This is a genomic window from Sulfoacidibacillus thermotolerans (assembly GCF_003144315.1).
GTDB lineage: Bacteria > Bacillota > Bacilli > Alicyclobacillales > SLC66 > Sulfoacidibacillus > Sulfoacidibacillus thermotolerans.
Genome location: NZ_MPDK01000017.1, coordinates 26,462 through 43,188 on the forward strand (window position 1 = coordinate 26,462; position 16,727 = coordinate 43,188).

Consider the following 16,727-nt stretch of genomic DNA (forward strand, 5'->3'; position numbering starts at 1 on the left):
CTCTTATTATGGTGCAAAATCAGGAAACTTAATCGCCCCGCAACGCACTCTTTACGCGATCAAAAAAACTTCGCGATTGTTCATGCGCTTCCTCACCAAATTCACGGGAAAGTTCGCGAAACAATTCCTTTTGTCGCTCCGTTAATCGACTTGGCGTTTGTACGACCACACGCACGCGTTGATCTCCCCGCGAAACCCCATTTCCAAGCCTTGGCATTCCTTTCCCGCGAAGCTGAAATACAGTCCCCGTTTGCGTTCCTTCTGGAATGCGAAGAGTTTCCCGCCCATATAAGGTAGGCACTGTTATTTCATCACCAAGTGCTGCTTGCACAAAAGTAATAGGGATCTCACAATACACGTCATTTCCATCTCGAGAAAAGAAGTCGTGTTTATTTACGCGAATTACGATGTACAGATCGCCCGGAGGAGCTCCTTGATCTCCTGCTTCCCCAGCACCATTTATGCGTAAACGTGTTCCCGTATCCACTCCTGGCGGAATCTTAACTTCGATCTTGCGGCGACGGCGCACCGTGCCTGACCCACGACACTCCGTACAAGGCGTTGTAATTCGCTTTCCTGTCCCTTGACAAGTTGGACACGTGCGACGATTAACCATGCGCCCTAGCGGTGTATTCGTAATAAATTCTTGCATACCCGATCCGTGACAAGTCGGGCACGTCTCCACTTTTGTCCCCGGTTTTGCCCCGCTTCCTGAACATACAGGACAGGTCTCAGTGCGAGGAATCTCAATCTCTTTGGTTAAGCCAAACGCCGCATCTTTAAAGTCAATCGCAAGCGTGTATTCAAGATCCGCACCGCGTTGCGGCCCTCGCGACCTTCCTCCGCCCCCAAAAAACATGTCGAAAATGTCGCTGAATCCACCAAAGTCACCTTGGAATCCTGCCCCGCCAAAACCAGCACCTTGCATAGGATCTTGATGGCCGAAGCGGTCATATTGCGCCCGTTTTTCAGGATCAGACAGCACTTCATACGCTTCCGACACTTCTTTGAACTTCTCTGCTGCACTCGGATCGTCTTTATTGACGTCCGGGTGCAGCTTACGAGCAAGTGAGCGATACGCTTTTTTGATTTCGTCCTGCGACGCCGACTGACTGACCCCGAGGACTTCATAATAATCTCGTTTATTCACAGTGGCGTCCCTCGTTTCACATCCTACTTCTTCTCTTCGTCAACTACATTGTAATCAGCGTCAACAACTGGCTCAGCAGCACCTGCAGATGCAGAATTTGCGGCATCAGTCTGAGCCGTTTGTTCATACAACTTTACCGCGAGTGCTTGCACAGCACTATTCAATTCATCGTACGCAGATTGAATCGCAGCCGTGTCAGTTCCATTTAACGCTTCTTGCAACTTCGCTTTTGCGCTCTCCGCTTTTTCTTTTTCAGCCGGATCTGCTTTTTCACCAAGATCTTTAATCGTCTTTTCTGTCTGATAAATCAAGTTGTCTGCTTGGTTGCGCAGCTCTGTTTCTTCTCGACGCTTGCGGTCAGCTTCGGCATTTAACTCTGCTTCTTTGACCATCCGTTCGACTTCTTCTTTACTCAATCCGCCAGAGGATGTGATTGTTATATGCTGGCTCTTCCCTGTTCCAAGATCTTTTGCAGAGACGTTGACAATCCCATTGGCATCGATGTCAAAAGCAACTTCAATTTGTGGCACGCCACGCGGAGCTGGCGGCAAGTCAGTCAATGTAAAGCGCCCAAGCGTTTTGTTGTCGCGAGCAAATTCCCGCTCCCCTTGCAACACGTGGATTTCTACAGACGTTTGATTGTCTGCCGCCGTAGAAAATACTTGTTTCTTCGAAGTTGGAATTGTCGTATTGCGTTCAATCAAACGCGTCATGACACCACCCAGAGTTTCAATACCAAGGGACAGCGGAGTTACGTCAAGCAATACGACACCTGTCACATCCCCTGTAAGTACACCTGCCTGAATCGCTGCACCAAGCGCAACAACCTCATCCGGGTTCACGCCCTTGGAGGGCTCCTTACCTGTCAATTGGCGAATTGCATCAACCACTGCCGGAATCCGTGTTGAGCCACCGACAAGAATGACTTTGTCAATATCATTTACAGTTAATCCAGCATCAGCTAATGCCTGTTTTGTCGGCCCAAGTGTAGCTTCGACGAGATCACGTGTCAATTCATCAAATTTTGCACGCGTGAGATTCATTTCCAAATGCTTAGGTCCAGAAGCATCTGCTGAGATAAAAGGAAGCGAAATACTGGTGGAAAGAACACCAGACAGTTCTTTTTTCGCTTTCTCTGCTGCGTCTTTCAGACGTTGCAGCGCCATGCGATCATTGCGTAGATCGATGCCGTGTTCCTTCTTGAATTCATCCGCAAGGTATTGGATGATTTTCTCATCAAAATCGTCACCGCCAAGGTGATTATTCCCACTGGTCGCTTTTACTTCAAATACTCCATCCCCTAGTTCAAGAATGGAAACGTCAAACGTTCCGCCTCCTAAGTCAAAGACGAGGATGGTATGATCGCCTTCTTTGTCAAGCCCATAAGCTAGTGCAGCGGCTGTAGGTTCATTGACAATGCGAAGTACTTCAAGCCCAGCAATTTTTCCTGCATCTTTTGTCGCCTGACGCTGACTGTCATTAAAATAAGCAGGCACCGTAATCACAGCTTGCGTCACTTTTTCACCCAAATACGCTTCTGCGTCCGCTTTTAATTTTTGCAAGATCATCGCAGAAATCTCAGGCGGTGTATACTGCTTGCCATCAATCGACACTTTGTAATCTGTTCCCATGTGGCGTTTAATTGAGATCACCGTGCGGTCAGGATTAGTTACCGCCTGACGTTTCGCAACGTCCCCCACCAAACGCTCGCCATTTTTTGCAAAACCTACGATCGATGGCGTTGTACGATTGCCTTCCGCATTCGGAATGACAACTGCTTCTCCACCTTCCATCACTGCAACACAAGAGTTTGTCGTTCCCAAGTCAATTCCAATTACTTTTGCCATAGCAAAATCCCCCTTCTAGTTTATTCACTAACTTTAACCATTGCGGCACGCAAAACCTTATCTTTTAAAAAGTACCCTGGCCGCAACACTTCAAGGACAATCCCCGGCTCCTGATCCTCTACTTTTTCTGAGACGACCGCCTCATGCAAGTTTGGATCGAACGCCTGTCCCACTGCTTCCATCGCACGAAGTCCAGCGGCTTCAAGGACTGATTGCAACTGCTTAAAAACCATATCTACACCTTTTGCCAACCCATCGCTCTCACCTGTCGATGCAGCTGATTTTAAAGCAAGACTAAAATTATCTAATACCGGCAATAGATCTGTTACCAACTTCGCGCCAGCATACAGTGAAAGTTCTTCTTTTTCTTGCCGCGTACGCCGCCGAAAATTATCGAAGTCCGCGTGCGCACGCAACAATTTATTTTGTAAATCTTGAATTTGCGCGTTCAAAAGTTCCACTTCAGATGGACCCGCTTCACTCGCTTCATCCTCCGTTTGCTCTTCCCTTGCGTCCACATCCTCTAAGGCGTGAACGTGTTCCTCTTCTGTAGGGACCGTCTTCTCGCGCTCATTGTCCGCTACAGTGCCGGAATCTTCCTCGCGCATCGATTGCCTCTGCTCCTCAGTCAAATCCAATCCCTCCATAATGCCTACAGCCTACAGGCTATTAGCTCGCGTAAAACTTTGTGAATAGCTCCGTCATTGTCTTTGAAATTTGATCGAGCAACGGAATCACCCGAGCATAATCCATCCGTGTAGGTCCAAGGACTCCAACCACGCCAACTGGCGCGCCACCCACATGATAAGTCGCCGTGACAAGCGAACAATCGCGCAAGGTCAGCACGTCATTTTCTCCTCCAATACGCACTTGTAACCTACCGCGCGCCGTCTCGTCACTACGCAGGGCCTCCATGACATCTTGGTGATGTTCAAGCCACGTCAAAACCGTTTTCGCTTTTTGAACATCCTGGAATTCTGGCTGCAACAACATATTCGTCGTGCCGCCGACATATAATTTCCCTTCTGAATCTTCTCCCATCCAAGAAATCACCTGATCTAACACGCGCATGGCTTCTTCGAAATCATTCATGTGTCGTGCAAGTTCAAGTGTAATTTCTTCTAATGCGCGCGAACGAATGCGATAGAGTGGGATTCCTGACAATTTTTTATCAAGCACCTTAAACATGCGCTCAATATCCCTGACAGGGATTCCCTCTGGAATCGTCACCGTTCGATTGTGCACTTGACCGGTGGATGTAACAACGAGCGCAACCGCTGTACGATCACTGATCGGGACTAACTGTAAACTTTTCAGCGTCGTGTCATATACTTGCGGGCCAAGCACAACTGCCGTGTATTGTGTCAGATTCGATAAGAACGAGGCTGTTTGCTGAGCCACTCGCTCCATCTCGCCAATTCGCTCCGTAAACAGGGATTTGACCCGCTCAATTTCTGCAGCGGACAAATCAGCACCCTGCGACAACAAGTGATCGACATAAAATCGATATCCAAGTTGAGATGGAATGCGACCTGCCGACGCATGTGGTTGCTCTAAATATCCCATTTCCTCCAAATCGGCCATTTCATTGCGAATGGTGGCAGCGCTCAGACCCAAATCTGCTTGTTTCGAGATCGTGCGCGACCCAACAGGTTCAGCTGAAAGCACATAGTTGTCAACGATCAGGCGCAAGATTAACATTTGCCGTTCAGTCAACATATGCATTCCTCCCTATGGGCTTATCACCAACCATCTTGTTAGCACTCAGGAGTCACGAGTGCTAACGAACAACCAAAATGTATCAAATGTCACGTCGCAGTGTCAACTATAAATAGCCGACAAATAACGCAAAGATCTCATTTGCCACTTCATTATACTGAGCGGGAATCCACACTCGTTGATGATCTTGTAAAAGCCAACCGCGTTCACACAACGACTTGATGAGCGGACCAAATACGTCATCCAATTCTTTTCCATGAAGCTGACGAAACTCTTCCCTGCTAACCCCAGACTGCAGGCGCAGGCCTAACATCATCGTGTCTTCCATTGCTTCCTCTGCACTCACAACATGTGCCTCAGCGATCGGTCTCACCTTTTGTGCGATTCGCTCTTCGTACTTTACAAGCGACCGCTCATTTTCATACCGGAGCCCATGCACATAGCCATGAGCTCCTGCCCCCACCGCAAGATAAGGCTTATTTTTCCAATAATGAAGATTATGACGCGCTTCTTCCCCTGGCAGCGCAAAGTTACTAATTTCATATTGTTCAAATCCTGAAGCACGCAATCGTGTTTGTACAAATTCATACATCGCTACTTCTAATTCTTCTTTGGGCAAATGGAGGAAACCCTCTTTTTGCCACTTGGCAAATGGGGTATTCTCCTCTACTTTCAGACCATAAGCAGAAAGATGAGAAATCCCCAATTGCAAAGCTCGTGTCACAGACTCATCCACATCGTCGAGTGTTTGTCCAGGCAACCCTAACATTAAGTCGAGATTCACTCGGTGAAATCCAACGTCGTGCGCAATGCGCACACTTTCCTCGACATCCGCAGCATCGTGCAATCGACCAATCACTTGGAGTAACGTCTCATTAAATGTTTGGGCTCCAAAACTGATGCGATTCACTCCCATATGAAGTAACGCTTGTGCCTTCTTTAGGCTCATAGAAGCTGGATTTGCCTCGATCGTCCACTCAGTTTCAGTTGTCTGTACAAAAAGTTCCCCAAGCCGTTTTGCAATGCGTTCGAACTCATCAATGGTAAGAAGCGTTGGCGTTCCCCCGCCAAAAAAAATTGTCTGTAGTTGCGGACGAGCGCCAACTCCAAAATACTCATTATGAACCATAGTAAGCTCGTTCAGTAAACTCTCCACATAAGCCTTGCGCACCGCTTCAGTAGTAACATACGAATTGAAGTCACAATAAAAACACTTGCTTGAACAAAACGGGATATGCACATAAAGTGCACGCGGCGATTCGGAAAAGACGAGACCGTCAGTCAATTTTCAGCACCGCCATAAACGCCTCCTGCGGCACTTCAACATTTCCGACTTGCTTCATGCGTTTTTTCCCTTCTTTTTGCTTCTCAAGTAATTTTCGTTTACGCGTGATATCTCCACCATAGCATTTAGCCAATACATTTTTACGCATCGCGCGGATCGTTTCCCGGGCAATGACTTTGTTCCCGATCGCCGCCTGAATCGGAACTTCAAACATTTGCTGAGGAATAAGATCTTTTAATTTTTCACAAAGCAGCTTGCCGCGCTGATACGCTTTATCCCGATGTACAATAAAAGAAAGCGCGTCTACGACATCACCATTTAATAAGATATCTAATTTCACCAACTGTGACGGTCGATACCCGATTAACTCATAATCAAAAGACGCATATCCTTTTGTGCCTGACTTCAATCGATCAAAAAAATCATAGACAATCTCGGTAAGAGGCAATTCATAGAGTAGAGTCACCCGCGTCTCATCAAGATATTGCATATCAATAAACGCGCCTCGCTTCTCTTGACACAATTCCATCACGTTGCCTACAAAATCTTTAGGTGTCATAATCGAAGCTTTCACATATGGTTCTTCAATCCGTTCAATCTGATTCGATTCAGGCAATAAACTGGGATTATCGATTTCAACCATTGAATGATTTGTCAAATACACATGATAAACAACACTTGGTGCCGTTGTAATAAGCGTCAAGCCATATTCTCGCTCTAATCGCTCCTGAATAATTTCCATGTGTAATAATCCTAAAAAGCCACAACGAAATCCAAAGCCAAGCGCTGATGAAGTCTCCGGTTCGTAACGCAGTGCTGCATCATTTAATTCGAGACGTAACAACGCCTCACGCAACAACGGATAATCGGAGGAGTCGACTGGATAAAGCCCGCAAAAGACCATCGGGTTCATCCGACGATAGCCCGGAAGTGGCTCAGAGGCCGGATAATCTGCATTCGTAATCGTATCGCCCACACGCGTGTCGCGCACGGTTTTAATTGCTGCCGCCACATAGCCTACATCTCCAGCCCGCAACTCATCAACTGCTGTCATGCGAGGTCGAAACACACCCACTTCTACCACTTCATATTCGGCACCTGTGGCCATCATCCGCATGCGAACACCCGGGGCAATGACACCATCTACTACTCGAACATAGACAATCGCACCTTTGTACGCATCGTAATGCGAATCAAAGATAAGTGCCTTTAGCGGCCGCTGTAAATCGCCAGTTGGTGCAGGGATCTTACTTACAATTTGCTCCAAAATCTCGTGAACACCAATTCCTGCCTTCGCTGACGCAAGAACCGCGTCACTAGCATCAAGCCCAATCACACGTTCAATCTCACCACGCACCCGTTCAGGATCGGCGGACGGAAGATCGATTTTGTTGATTACAGGAATAATTTCCAGGTTATTCTCGAGTGCCAGATACACATTCGCTAGCGTCTGCGCCTCTATCCCCTGTGCTGCATCTACCACAAGCAACGCACCTTCACAAGCAGCCAGACTGCGTGACACTTCATACGTAAAGTCAACGTGCCCCGGTGTATCAATCAGATTTAGTGTATAGACTTGTCCATCATCAGCCGGATACGTGAGCCGTACCGCTTGCAATTTAATCGTAATGCCCCGCTCACGTTCGAGATCCATTTGATCAAGCACTTGCTCATGCATCTCACGGGCAGAGAGCGCACCCGTATACTCCAAGATCCGATCTGCTAGTGTAGATTTGCCATGATCAATATGCGCGATAATCGAGAAATTCCGGACGCGTGCGATATCAGATTGTTCAGACACGATGATCCTCCCTGATCGGTTCCAAATAAAAAGTCATTACCTCTCATTGTACGATACTGTTTCAATGAGAAGCAATGACAAATTGCGCAAATGAAGTGATCTATGCATGTTGATCTTACTGACCATTTGTTAATGGTATGCCTGCTGGCTGTACCGTTGGCAACGAGGTCTTGCGTGTCGCTCGATCAAATATACCGAGTAACCATTGATGGACTTCGCGTTGAAGATAGAGCCCCATATCTACAGCATCTTCTTGCACATACGCATCCGCAGGATTTTGTGAATGTGCAATCCACTGATCTAACACATCACCAAGAGTCGGCCGCCGAATGAGAGTAACTGGTACAGAAGGCACAGAAGTCGAAATTTGTTGCTGTGCTTGTTGCATCGCTTGCAAAGAACGAGAAGCAGGATGTTGGGGCAGTTTTAGCTCCGTCCTAGACGGCTGAGATTGCACGAGTCTAGCTTGTGCAATTGTATAGGTTGAAAGTGGGAGGGAGCCTGGCATATCAAGTCTTGTTACAATCACATGCATGAACGTGGCTAAAAGAAAGACCCCACCAGATAAAGTAAGGCTGCTCACAAATAAAAAAATCAACACCCCAATTGTCTTTTGCAAACGCCGCGGCAAGTGACGATGTGAAACAAATTGTAATGCGATCGCTTCCCGCCGCGCCTGTAAAAAATGAAACAGGTCAAAATCATTCATACGCTCTCCTCTTTCGCACTCTATCATTACTAGATTCGTATGAGAGAGAAAAGTTACGTATGCTATAAATCGATGAATTTCTTTTGCTTCCCTAATGCGTCAATTCTCGCGCATCCTCCATCGACATCCCAGGGTGTAATGCCACATTTAGTCCCATTGCCACCACATGTGCAATATCGTCTACAAATTCATCGATTTCCTTTGGAGTCACCATCAAATTATTGCCCAGTGGTTGCAACACTTCAGCGATCAGTGCACGCTTTTCTTGTGGCGCAAACTGCCCAAAAATGCGCCCAGCCCCATTTCCCGGAACCTTGTTTTCCAAGGTTTGCAGCAAGAGATCCATTGCGTCTGAAGCGATCGTCGCTGCGTCTACTACCGTGGGAACACCAATCGCAATAACATCTACACCAAGTGTTTCACGGTTTAGAGCTCTGCGCCGATTTCCCACACCCGCCCCTGGTTGAATCCCAGAATCTGAAATTTGAATAGTAGAATTTACGCGATCGAGTGACCGTGCAGCAAGCGCGTCGATCGCAATGACAAGATCCGGGTGTAAACGATCGACAATCGCTTGGACAATCTCACTTGTTTCGATGCCCGTGATCCCAAGAACACCCGGTGCGAGTGCACAGACCGAGCGAAACCCTTCATCAATAACTTCTGGCATAAGTGAAAACAAGTGACGTGTCACAAAGAGATCTTCAACAACCAGCGGACCAATAGCATCTGGTGTCACATTCCAGTTTCCTAATCCAATGACGAGTACAACAGCTTGTTCCGGTACATTAATGAAAGCCGTAAGTTCCTTTGCAAAACGATTCGCTACACGATCTTGTAAATCGGGATCTTTTTTTCGCAAATCTGGAACTTCTAGCGTAACGTATTTTCCTTGCAGTTTGCCAATCTGTTTAGCCGCTGCCAAGGTCTTAACCTCAAGCCGCGTAATATGAATTTGCGGTTCTTCATCATTCTCCATCTGAATGCCACGAATGTGCGCGTTTTCTCCGAGCAATTCATTTGCTTCAATGGCAAGATCCGTTCTCACACTATAAAAAGGGATCTCTTCATTTTCTTTACTATCCGATCCGGAGAATGATCCTTTTTGCAAACGTTTCAGTTGGTGATTGCCTCGCGACCATCGACGCATACTCGCCAATTCCCGCCTCCTTCGTCCTGCTATTTTACTAATATAACCATCCCTAGTTTCAGCCATGCACCATCGTTACAAAAGGTTAAGAATCATCACAAGGATTGCTTGTTGCTTCCACACATGTTACAATGTGATCTGTTTATTCAGGTGATGCGAATGCGTAAGGAGGTGAAGTGAATGCCGAATATCAAGTCTGCGATTAAGCGCGTAAAGATTACAAAAGCACGTACGCTGCGCAACGCGTCTGCAAAGTCCGCTCTGCGTACAGCGCTCAAGAAATTTGAGAACGCTTTGCGCGAACGCGACATGGAGACGGCGCAAACTGCCCTGCGCAATGCGACACGTTCGCTAGACAAGGCTGCGACTAAAGGAATTGTGCATCGCAATTACGCTGCTCGTAAGAAATCCCGTCTCACAAAGCGTTTCCAAAAGATGAATCAAGCGATGTAAGACAACAGCTAGCTAGAGAAAAGAGGCGACAAGACCGCCTCTTTTACTTATTTATCGGACGATGTGATAGTTCCTGTGAGTTCCTGTTGCGCAAGTTCAATGAGACGTTTCATCATCTCCCCACCGATTGCACCACCAAGTTTCCCTGCGTCATGCGTCGTCATGGGCTGATCCACCTCGACTTCATGTCGCTTTTCTATGCTTTGAACACTTGAGACCTCGCGAACAACTTCCTTTTTTAATTCAGCCATCGCCGTGCGCGCTTCAGGAATTAACAAACGATTATGTCGTCCCAAGAAATCCCCTCCAATTTCTAAGCGCTCGTATGAACCATGTGATGTAAAAACCACAGATCAAGCGCCGTTTTTTCAGATAAACCCCCTGATTTTACCGCATACTCTAAGTTTGCAATCGCTTCAATCTCACGTTTTGCATTCTCCACAGAAATCCTTCTCGCTTGTTCCCGAGCTACTTTAATCGCGTACGGGTGAACGCCTAACATTGCCGCCAACTCTTGATCTTTGCTGCGCACACCGCTTTTCACCTCTTCGCCCACTCGAGCAATCAAACGATATTGGCGAGCCAAGAGCGCTAAAAAAGCAAATAAGGAACGATCCTCTACTCGATCATAAAGCTGTGCAGCTAAAGAATATTTTTGTTCCACAAAACTTTTTACCACATCAAAAATTTCCACCTGACGGGCATCTACAACGAGTTCGTCTAACTCATCAGAACTTACTGTCGTACGATCTCCTGCATAGGTTTTTACCTTTTCTATCTCTTGCGCCAATAAACCCAACGAATTGCCTGTCCTTACAAGTAAGCGATCGAGCTGTTCTTCTTCTAAAATAAGTGTATGATTGAGCATCATTCGCGCGATTTCACGCCATTCTTTTGGTGTGTGTTTCGCTGTATCAATCATGGTTGCGTTCTTTGAATCCCGCAACTTTTTTGTTATTTTTTTTCTTTCATCCAACTTTTCTGCGGAAGTCGTTAACACCATCGGCGTCTCAAGCGAATGTTCAAGCAGCCATTCAAATACTTGCAACAGTTCACTCTCTTTTGCCTTCCCCTTATACGTTGTCGTTAAAACATCAAAATCCACGCACAATGCGATTGAACGCGTGCCAAATAACCCGCCATCCACATGATCAGACACGATCTGTCCAAAGGATTCAGTGAGCAAAGAATACTTTGCGATCTCTACAGCTGACGTAATCGTCTCTTTTTCCAAAACAGCCTGTAATTCCTGTGCGAGCCATTGTCCCGCATACCCATCGCTTACCCCAACCAAGACATATACTCCGCCATACTTACCCTTTCGGATAGAATGTATTGCCTCGTAAAATGAACTCTGCACAAGTTTCTCCTCTTTACCCATGACTTCATCTTGTCAGTATTCACGTACAAGCGATCTACGGTTGCGCGTTACCATACGCAACCCTCCTAACTGCCATAAATACTTCACCTTTGATAATTCTTTTGCAATACCTGCTGGAGTTCCCGAAGTTTGCATGCCAGCGATAAATCCCACGCCAACATCACGTCCGAGTGATGCTAAGGTACCTAATATTTTGGGCTGGAAGTGCACCATCTGCTCCCCTTTACTCAGTGCAAGTAAATTTGTCGCTGCAACATCGCCCATTTGTGTAGCCAATTGCGCCGTTGGTGGTAAAGGGCGTCCCGCGGATTCAAAAGACGCACAATCCCCAATGACAAATACCCGTTCATCGTCTATTGATTGCAAATAGGCGTTTACTTTAGCACGCCCGCGTCCATCACATGTAAAACCAGAATTCTTTAGTACAGGATTTGCACGCACGCCACCAGTCCAAACGATTGTTTTTGCATGTACTACTTCCCCGGATTCCAAGTATACCGCATCTGCTTCCACTTTCGTAATTTTTGTATTTGTACGGATACGCACCCCTTTTTCCTCTAAAATTTTCTTTGCCTTAGTTTGCAGGTTTTCTGATAAAGCCGGCAAAATTGCTGGTGCTGCCTCGATATTTTGCACCTCAAAGCGATTATTGGGAATTCCCAACCGATCACAGAGATCCGGCAACCAATCCATAAGTTCACCAACAAACTCAATTCCGGTAAGACCTGCGCCTCCGACAACGATGCGCAGATGGGTTTCATCTTGATCCTCTCGATACGCTGTAAATTGCTGTTCAATATGCGTGCGAATTTGTCGTGCTGTCTCTATGGAACGCAGTTGCAAACTGTATTCAGCCAATCCTTTTATGCCAAAAAACTCAGGCGCACTTCCCAGTGCAATCATTGCATAATCATAAGGATATTCCCCTTTTTTACCAATCACTTTTCGCTGTTGTCGATCAATGAACGTGACTTCATCTTTTATTTGTGTAACGATACTTTGCCGAAAAACTTCGCTTAATTCAACCTTATAATCGTCGATTCGATGCCGCCCTCCAGCTGCTTCGTGCAACCAAGTGATGAACTGATGATAAGAATGTTTATTGATTAAAGTAAAGGGTTGCATAGCTTTTTCAAATTTCCGTCCAGCCATTACCCCCCCATACCCAGCCCCTGCAATAACAATGGAAGTCATACACATCCTCCTTCACTCACCTGTCTAAAAAAGATGTCATTATAGTGTTCGCAAAAAAGAAGAAGCACATCCCCTCATCAGAGAACGTGCACAGTTGGATCAGGCGCAATGGATTTTGGGTTAAAATGATGGTCAGACACTGTGTGAAGTAGCGGAAAGACACATACAACGACAAGTGTTGCAATCACTACATGGTTCCTTAACACGATTGATCTTCCAAAAAAGACACGACTTGTGAAGTAGACAACGGAGTTTGCACGTAGCAATTCGGGCATATTGTATAGAGAAACCCATCTCCATTTCCGTTGAATAATACTTGATCTACTGCAACCACCCACTCTTCTTGACAAGCCATACACACTAGCGAAAAAGATGACGATGGCTCCACTGAAGCGCCTCCTCGCGTTCTTTCAGATATTTCGCAAGTTCAGCAGTAGTCTGAAGAACGATTGTCAGAGTATTAAAGTTTGCATTATCACGAAATTGAAATGCATCAGCAATCAATTTTTCCGCCAGCAGTTCAAGGTCTGGCGTCTCTATGGATATCATCCCATCACCTTCCACAGGATAGAATGCATAATCGTGCATCTATGAAAAGTATTCGCGCTCTATTGTGGAAGTATACCGAGCTGGACGTATAAATATGAATAAAATCGCAACATAATATGCTATGAGTATCCACAATGGAGGCTTTGTAAAATATAGCGATAAACTTCTGCCATGCAAAGCGAGGATTTGCATATGAAAAAAAGTAGCGACTGTCTCAAACGTCGGTTTACTGTAAGCTAGAGCTGCTGGATTTAGACAAGCTGCTATACATAAGAGGAAGGAGAAAGGAATGATCCATTCTAATATGGGATATAAAAAGATATTTATAAATAAAGAAAAATACGGGAATTGACCAAACTCTTCCATAACCAGAGGCGAGATACCGATTTGACCTGCAATACCACGACTTAGTATATGACGAGCAAATTTCCACCTTATAAAATATAAGATGCGATTCTCGATTTGTTTTGGCAACAACACTAAGGTCACCGCCGCACCGTATGATAAAATCACGCCAGGATCAAAAAGCAATTGTGGCATCCATACTGTAAGACAAACTAAAGAAATTACATTGGCTGTTAATCGATCGTGTGGACGTTGGAATACCGAAGCAGTCAATTCATATCCATAAACGATACCTGCACGCACTGCTGGCGGAGCAAAACCTGCGCCAAAAAACAATAAAATAATACTGATAAGGCCCGTGAGATACCACCCCAATTGCCCCCTTAATACCTTTTTTAATCTATTTACAAGCGGTGCAACCGTCATCCGAATGGTCGCACCTGAAGCGACCACCGCATGAATGATTCCAAGTGCAGTAAACACTTGCAGTACAGAACGATCGACATTTGTACGATCACCTAATGCAAACGACAAAAGCAAACTACTTGCCATATTCCCATAAGCATCCTGCACACGCCTTGTAATATCATTGAGTACAATCCCTTGCCAAGCGCCTAAATCAAACGTTTCTCTTAATCTAGATACCGATCCAACCCCATACACTGATGCTTCACCAAGCAGAAAGATGTGTTTGCGCAGTAATGCCGTTGCAAATGGGCCAGGCGGGATTTGTTTGATCCGCACATACACATTTAGGACATCAAACGGTTGCAAAGTTCCCATTTGAACGTAATAGTGTTCGATTTCCTGAGTAGCGCTTCTGTGCAAAGGTACCTTCTTGTTACTGGAGCGATAGATCTTTAACCAGAGCATAACAGGCATCGGTAAACGCTGTAGTCCGGAGTCGGAATAAATAGCAAGCAGCTTGCCAGGGACTTGAATCTCCTTTGTAGTAGTTTCCAATTCTCCATCAATCTCAATCATTGCCTCAAGTCCACCAGAGTTCTCCTTAGCCATATCAAGAACCGAGTATACTGCTCGATCATGAATCCCTCGCTCATAAGAAGATACCGCCATGCCAATTCCCATCACAATAACTAGAAGTAAACTAAATATCCATACAGACCGTGTAACCTGCAATTTAGAAATATTTGATTGTCTACTGTTTACACTCCAAACACGTAATGACAGACAATTTTTTGGGGTGATCCGACTTCCCTTATCTATCCCAGACTGTTTACACCTTACTTGCACAAGGACTGCAACAAAACTAAGAAGCAACCCTCCCCATCCGATAAAAATGAAAAAGAACGGAGAAAGTCCCTTTAGATCAATCACCACTCCGACACAAAACGCCATTCCCGCAATCGCTACAAGTCGATACAAGACGCGCTCTCCCCATCCCCTGTTGAGCAAATTTATCCTTGTCAGTCTATGTCGTAACTGATAGAATCTTAGCCAAGAGCGAAATTGCCGAATCCGGTGACTCTGACCGGTACGGGGGACGCAACACCATGGGGTGAATCTGATCTTCAGAGGGGCAACCTTTCAGCCCTAACCCGTCAACTAACCTCGGAGGCAGACGAAAGGGGCCTATTCATTGCGCATATCTACATGGGTTGCATCCCTATCCATTTTAGGGACGACAGCTGCAACTTTGCTTTTGGCGAATCCAGCCTTTGCATCAACCAGTCAAGTCATTATGAAGCCTGGTGTAAAAGGATCAGCCGTTGCAACATTAAAAACTGATTTACAGGTACTCCATGTGTATCCTAAATCAGTGAGAAAGACAGATTATTTTGGGCCCCGCACAGCGAAAGCTGTCATCACATACAAGAAAGAGCATCACCTTGGTTCAAATGCCGCTGTGACGTATTCTACTTTTTACGACATCAAGGTCGATGCGTCTCATGCCCTTGGCGAAAAAATCGTACACAAGGCACTCGCATATTTAGGTGACCCTTATGTGTGGGGCGGTACAAGTCCTTCCGGTTTTGATTGCTCTGGCTTTACGCAATATGTCTTTAAGCAATTCGGCATTGATATTCCCCGTACAGCTGCCGCACAAGCGACTGTAGGTACATATGTCGATAAAGCGAATCTGCAACCGGGCGATCTGGTCTTTTTTGATACCATGGGGGACGGTATCTCCCATGTAGGGATTTACATTGGACAAGGCAAGTTTATTAACGCGGCAAGCACTGATGTAGAGATTGATTATATTAACAATCCCTATTACTGGAGCAGCCGCTATGTAACGGCAAGAAGTTTATTCAATTAAGTTCCAAAGCAAGACTTCATTTTCAAGCATAAATCGATCCTCGACAACCATATGGAGCCAAGCTCTTATGGTTGTCCCTTTTATTTTATAAGGTAAGATAGGGGAAAATTTTCGCCAACAATTTTTCCCCCATGCCTTGCACTTCGCGCAACTGAGAAAGCGATGTAAATGCACCGTGAGACGCTTTATACATCAAAATACGCTCAGCCTTTTTCTCTCCAATCCCAGGTATCTCCATAAGCATTTGCAGATTCGCTCGATTGAGTGAGATCCGCTCCCCTTCTTGCAGCTTTCCTTTTTTTCGTGGATGTATGATTGCCTGAGACGTGGTCACGGTTGCAAATGCAGAAGTTCCTGCGACGGTTGATCCCTGATGTAAACTCGGTATCACAATTTCCATACCATCTTCTACAACAGCCGCCAAATTAATTGCGGCAAGATCTGCATCCAAAGTCGGTCCTCCCGCAGCTCTCAGTGCAACATCTATCCGCGCATCAAGCGGCAGATGATACAATCCAGGTCTTTGCACCGCGCCAATTATGTACACGGTCATCAAATCTGACGGATTTGTTTGTGTTCGTTTCTGCTGTACTTGGGAAGATGCAGTTTGTCGTTCAACAGCTTGTGACACACGTGCAGTTTCTTGTTTACGGAAAGAAAAAATATTTATTCCATGGATGAAATAATTCAGCCAGGCCATCAATAAGATCGCTCCAAATAGAAAAGCAACAAATCCTTTCTTAAAAATTACATTTTGCACATTCTCGCCTCCAACCGCGTATATTTCAAATAAAGCTGTTCGCAGTTAGCAAGCATTCTCCTTTTTACCATCCGCTAATATGCAACTGCATAAGTATGCGTTT

Annotated in this window: 17 protein-coding genes and 1 riboswitch; of the genes, 2 read left to right on the forward strand and 15 right to left on the reverse strand. The window is 45.8% G+C overall.

Features of this window, described 5'->3' with window-relative positions; all coding sequences use genetic code 11:
• Positions 1-28: 28 nt before the first annotated feature.
• From dnaJ to gpr, 8 genes are all read right to left on the reverse strand, one after another.
• A complete protein-coding gene (gene dnaJ, locus BM613_RS09975; RefSeq protein ID WP_109431036.1) occupies positions 29-1,150 on the reverse strand; it encodes a molecular chaperone DnaJ in 1,122 nt (373 codons plus the stop codon).
• 23 nt (positions 1,151-1,173) lie between these two features.
• The gene (gene dnaK, locus BM613_RS09980; RefSeq protein WP_109431037.1) at positions 1,174-2,997 is read right to left on the reverse strand and encodes a molecular chaperone DnaK; all 1,824 of its coding nucleotides are present in this window, start codon (positions 2,995-2,997) and stop codon (positions 1,174-1,176) included.
• A 20-nt stretch (positions 2,998-3,017) separates the two neighbouring features.
• The gene (grpE, locus tag BM613_RS09985; RefSeq protein WP_181363041.1) at positions 3,018-3,629 is read right to left on the reverse strand and encodes a nucleotide exchange factor GrpE; all 612 of its coding nucleotides are present in this window, start codon (positions 3,627-3,629) and stop codon (positions 3,018-3,020) included.
• A 37-nt stretch (positions 3,630-3,666) separates the two neighbouring features.
• Positions 3,667-4,716: a heat-inducible transcriptional repressor HrcA gene (hrcA, locus tag BM613_RS09990; protein ID WP_109431039.1), complete on the reverse strand. Its 1,050-nt coding sequence runs from the start codon at positions 4,714-4,716 to the stop codon at positions 3,667-3,669.
• Positions 4,717-4,822: 106 nt separating this feature from the next.
• Positions 4,823-5,956 (reverse strand): radical SAM family heme chaperone HemW, encoded by a 1,134-nt coding sequence (gene hemW, locus BM613_RS09995; protein WP_245926347.1) that lies wholly within the window; start codon positions 5,954-5,956, stop codon positions 4,823-4,825.
• 37 nt (positions 5,957-5,993) lie between these two features.
• Positions 5,994-7,802 carry a translation elongation factor 4 gene (lepA, locus tag BM613_RS10000; protein WP_109431041.1) on the reverse strand — a complete coding sequence of 603 codons (1,809 nt, stop codon included), beginning with the start codon at positions 7,800-7,802 and terminating at the stop codon, positions 5,994-5,996.
• Between the two features lie 115 nt (positions 7,803-7,917).
• Positions 7,918-8,511, reverse strand: a complete 594-nt coding sequence (locus BM613_RS10005; protein ID WP_109431042.1) for a hypothetical protein — start codon at positions 8,509-8,511, stop codon at positions 7,918-7,920.
• A gap of 91 nt (positions 8,512-8,602) precedes the next feature.
• A complete protein-coding gene (gpr, locus tag BM613_RS10010) occupies positions 8,603-9,661 on the reverse strand; it encodes a GPR endopeptidase (RefSeq protein ID WP_109431068.1) in 1,059 nt (352 codons plus the stop codon).
• A gap of 180 nt (positions 9,662-9,841) precedes the next feature.
• On the opposite strand from gpr, the gene rpsT reads away from it, so the two are divergent.
• Positions 9,842-10,114: a 30S ribosomal protein S20 gene (gene rpsT, locus BM613_RS10015; RefSeq protein ID WP_109431043.1), complete on the forward strand. Its 273-nt coding sequence runs from the start codon at positions 9,842-9,844 to the stop codon at positions 10,112-10,114.
• Positions 10,115-10,161: 47 nt separating this feature from the next.
• Here rpsT and BM613_RS10020 read toward each other — a convergent pair whose 3' ends face one another.
• From BM613_RS10020 to BM613_RS10040, 6 genes are all read right to left on the reverse strand, one after another.
• Positions 10,162-10,410 carry an alpha/beta-type small acid-soluble spore protein gene (locus BM613_RS10020; protein ID WP_109431044.1) on the reverse strand — a complete coding sequence of 83 codons (249 nt, stop codon included), beginning with the start codon at positions 10,408-10,410 and terminating at the stop codon, positions 10,162-10,164.
• A gap of 17 nt (positions 10,411-10,427) precedes the next feature.
• Positions 10,428-11,474: a DNA polymerase III subunit delta gene (holA, locus tag BM613_RS10025; RefSeq protein ID WP_181363042.1), complete on the reverse strand. Its 1,047-nt coding sequence runs from the start codon at positions 11,472-11,474 to the stop codon at positions 10,428-10,430.
• A 33-nt stretch (positions 11,475-11,507) separates the two neighbouring features.
• Positions 11,508-12,689 carry an NAD(P)/FAD-dependent oxidoreductase gene (locus BM613_RS10030; RefSeq protein WP_181363043.1) on the reverse strand — a complete coding sequence of 394 codons (1,182 nt, stop codon included), beginning with the start codon at positions 12,687-12,689 and terminating at the stop codon, positions 11,508-11,510.
• A 199-nt stretch (positions 12,690-12,888) separates the two neighbouring features.
• Complete coding sequence (locus tag BM613_RS14890) at positions 12,889-13,044, reverse strand: hypothetical protein (protein ID WP_181363044.1); 156 nt, start codon at positions 13,042-13,044, stop codon at positions 12,889-12,891.
• Positions 13,045-13,049: 5 nt separating this feature from the next.
• Entirely contained in the window at positions 13,050-13,277 is a 228-nt protein-coding gene (locus BM613_RS10035; protein ID WP_109431047.1) for a hypothetical protein, read from the reverse strand.
• The gene (locus BM613_RS10040) at positions 13,278-14,969 is read right to left on the reverse strand and encodes a ComEC/Rec2 family competence protein (protein ID WP_109431048.1); all 1,692 of its coding nucleotides are present in this window, start codon (positions 14,967-14,969) and stop codon (positions 13,278-13,280) included. It lies immediately after the preceding gene.
• Positions 14,970-15,044: 75 nt separating this feature from the next.
• Positions 15,045-15,179: riboswitch (cyclic di-AMP (ydaO/yuaA leader) on the forward strand.
• A gap of 4 nt (positions 15,180-15,183) precedes the next feature.
• On the opposite strand from BM613_RS10040, the gene BM613_RS10045 reads away from it, so the two are divergent.
• Positions 15,184-15,864, forward strand: coding sequence for a C40 family peptidase (locus BM613_RS10045; RefSeq protein ID WP_181363045.1), 681 nt, complete (start codon positions 15,184-15,186; stop codon positions 15,862-15,864).
• An 85-nt stretch (positions 15,865-15,949) separates the two neighbouring features.
• Here BM613_RS10045 and BM613_RS10050 read toward each other — a convergent pair whose 3' ends face one another.
• Positions 15,950-16,624 carry a ComEA family DNA-binding protein gene (locus BM613_RS10050; protein ID WP_109431049.1) on the reverse strand — a complete coding sequence of 225 codons (675 nt, stop codon included), beginning with the start codon at positions 16,622-16,624 and terminating at the stop codon, positions 15,950-15,952.
• Positions 16,625-16,727 lie beyond the last annotated feature (103 nt).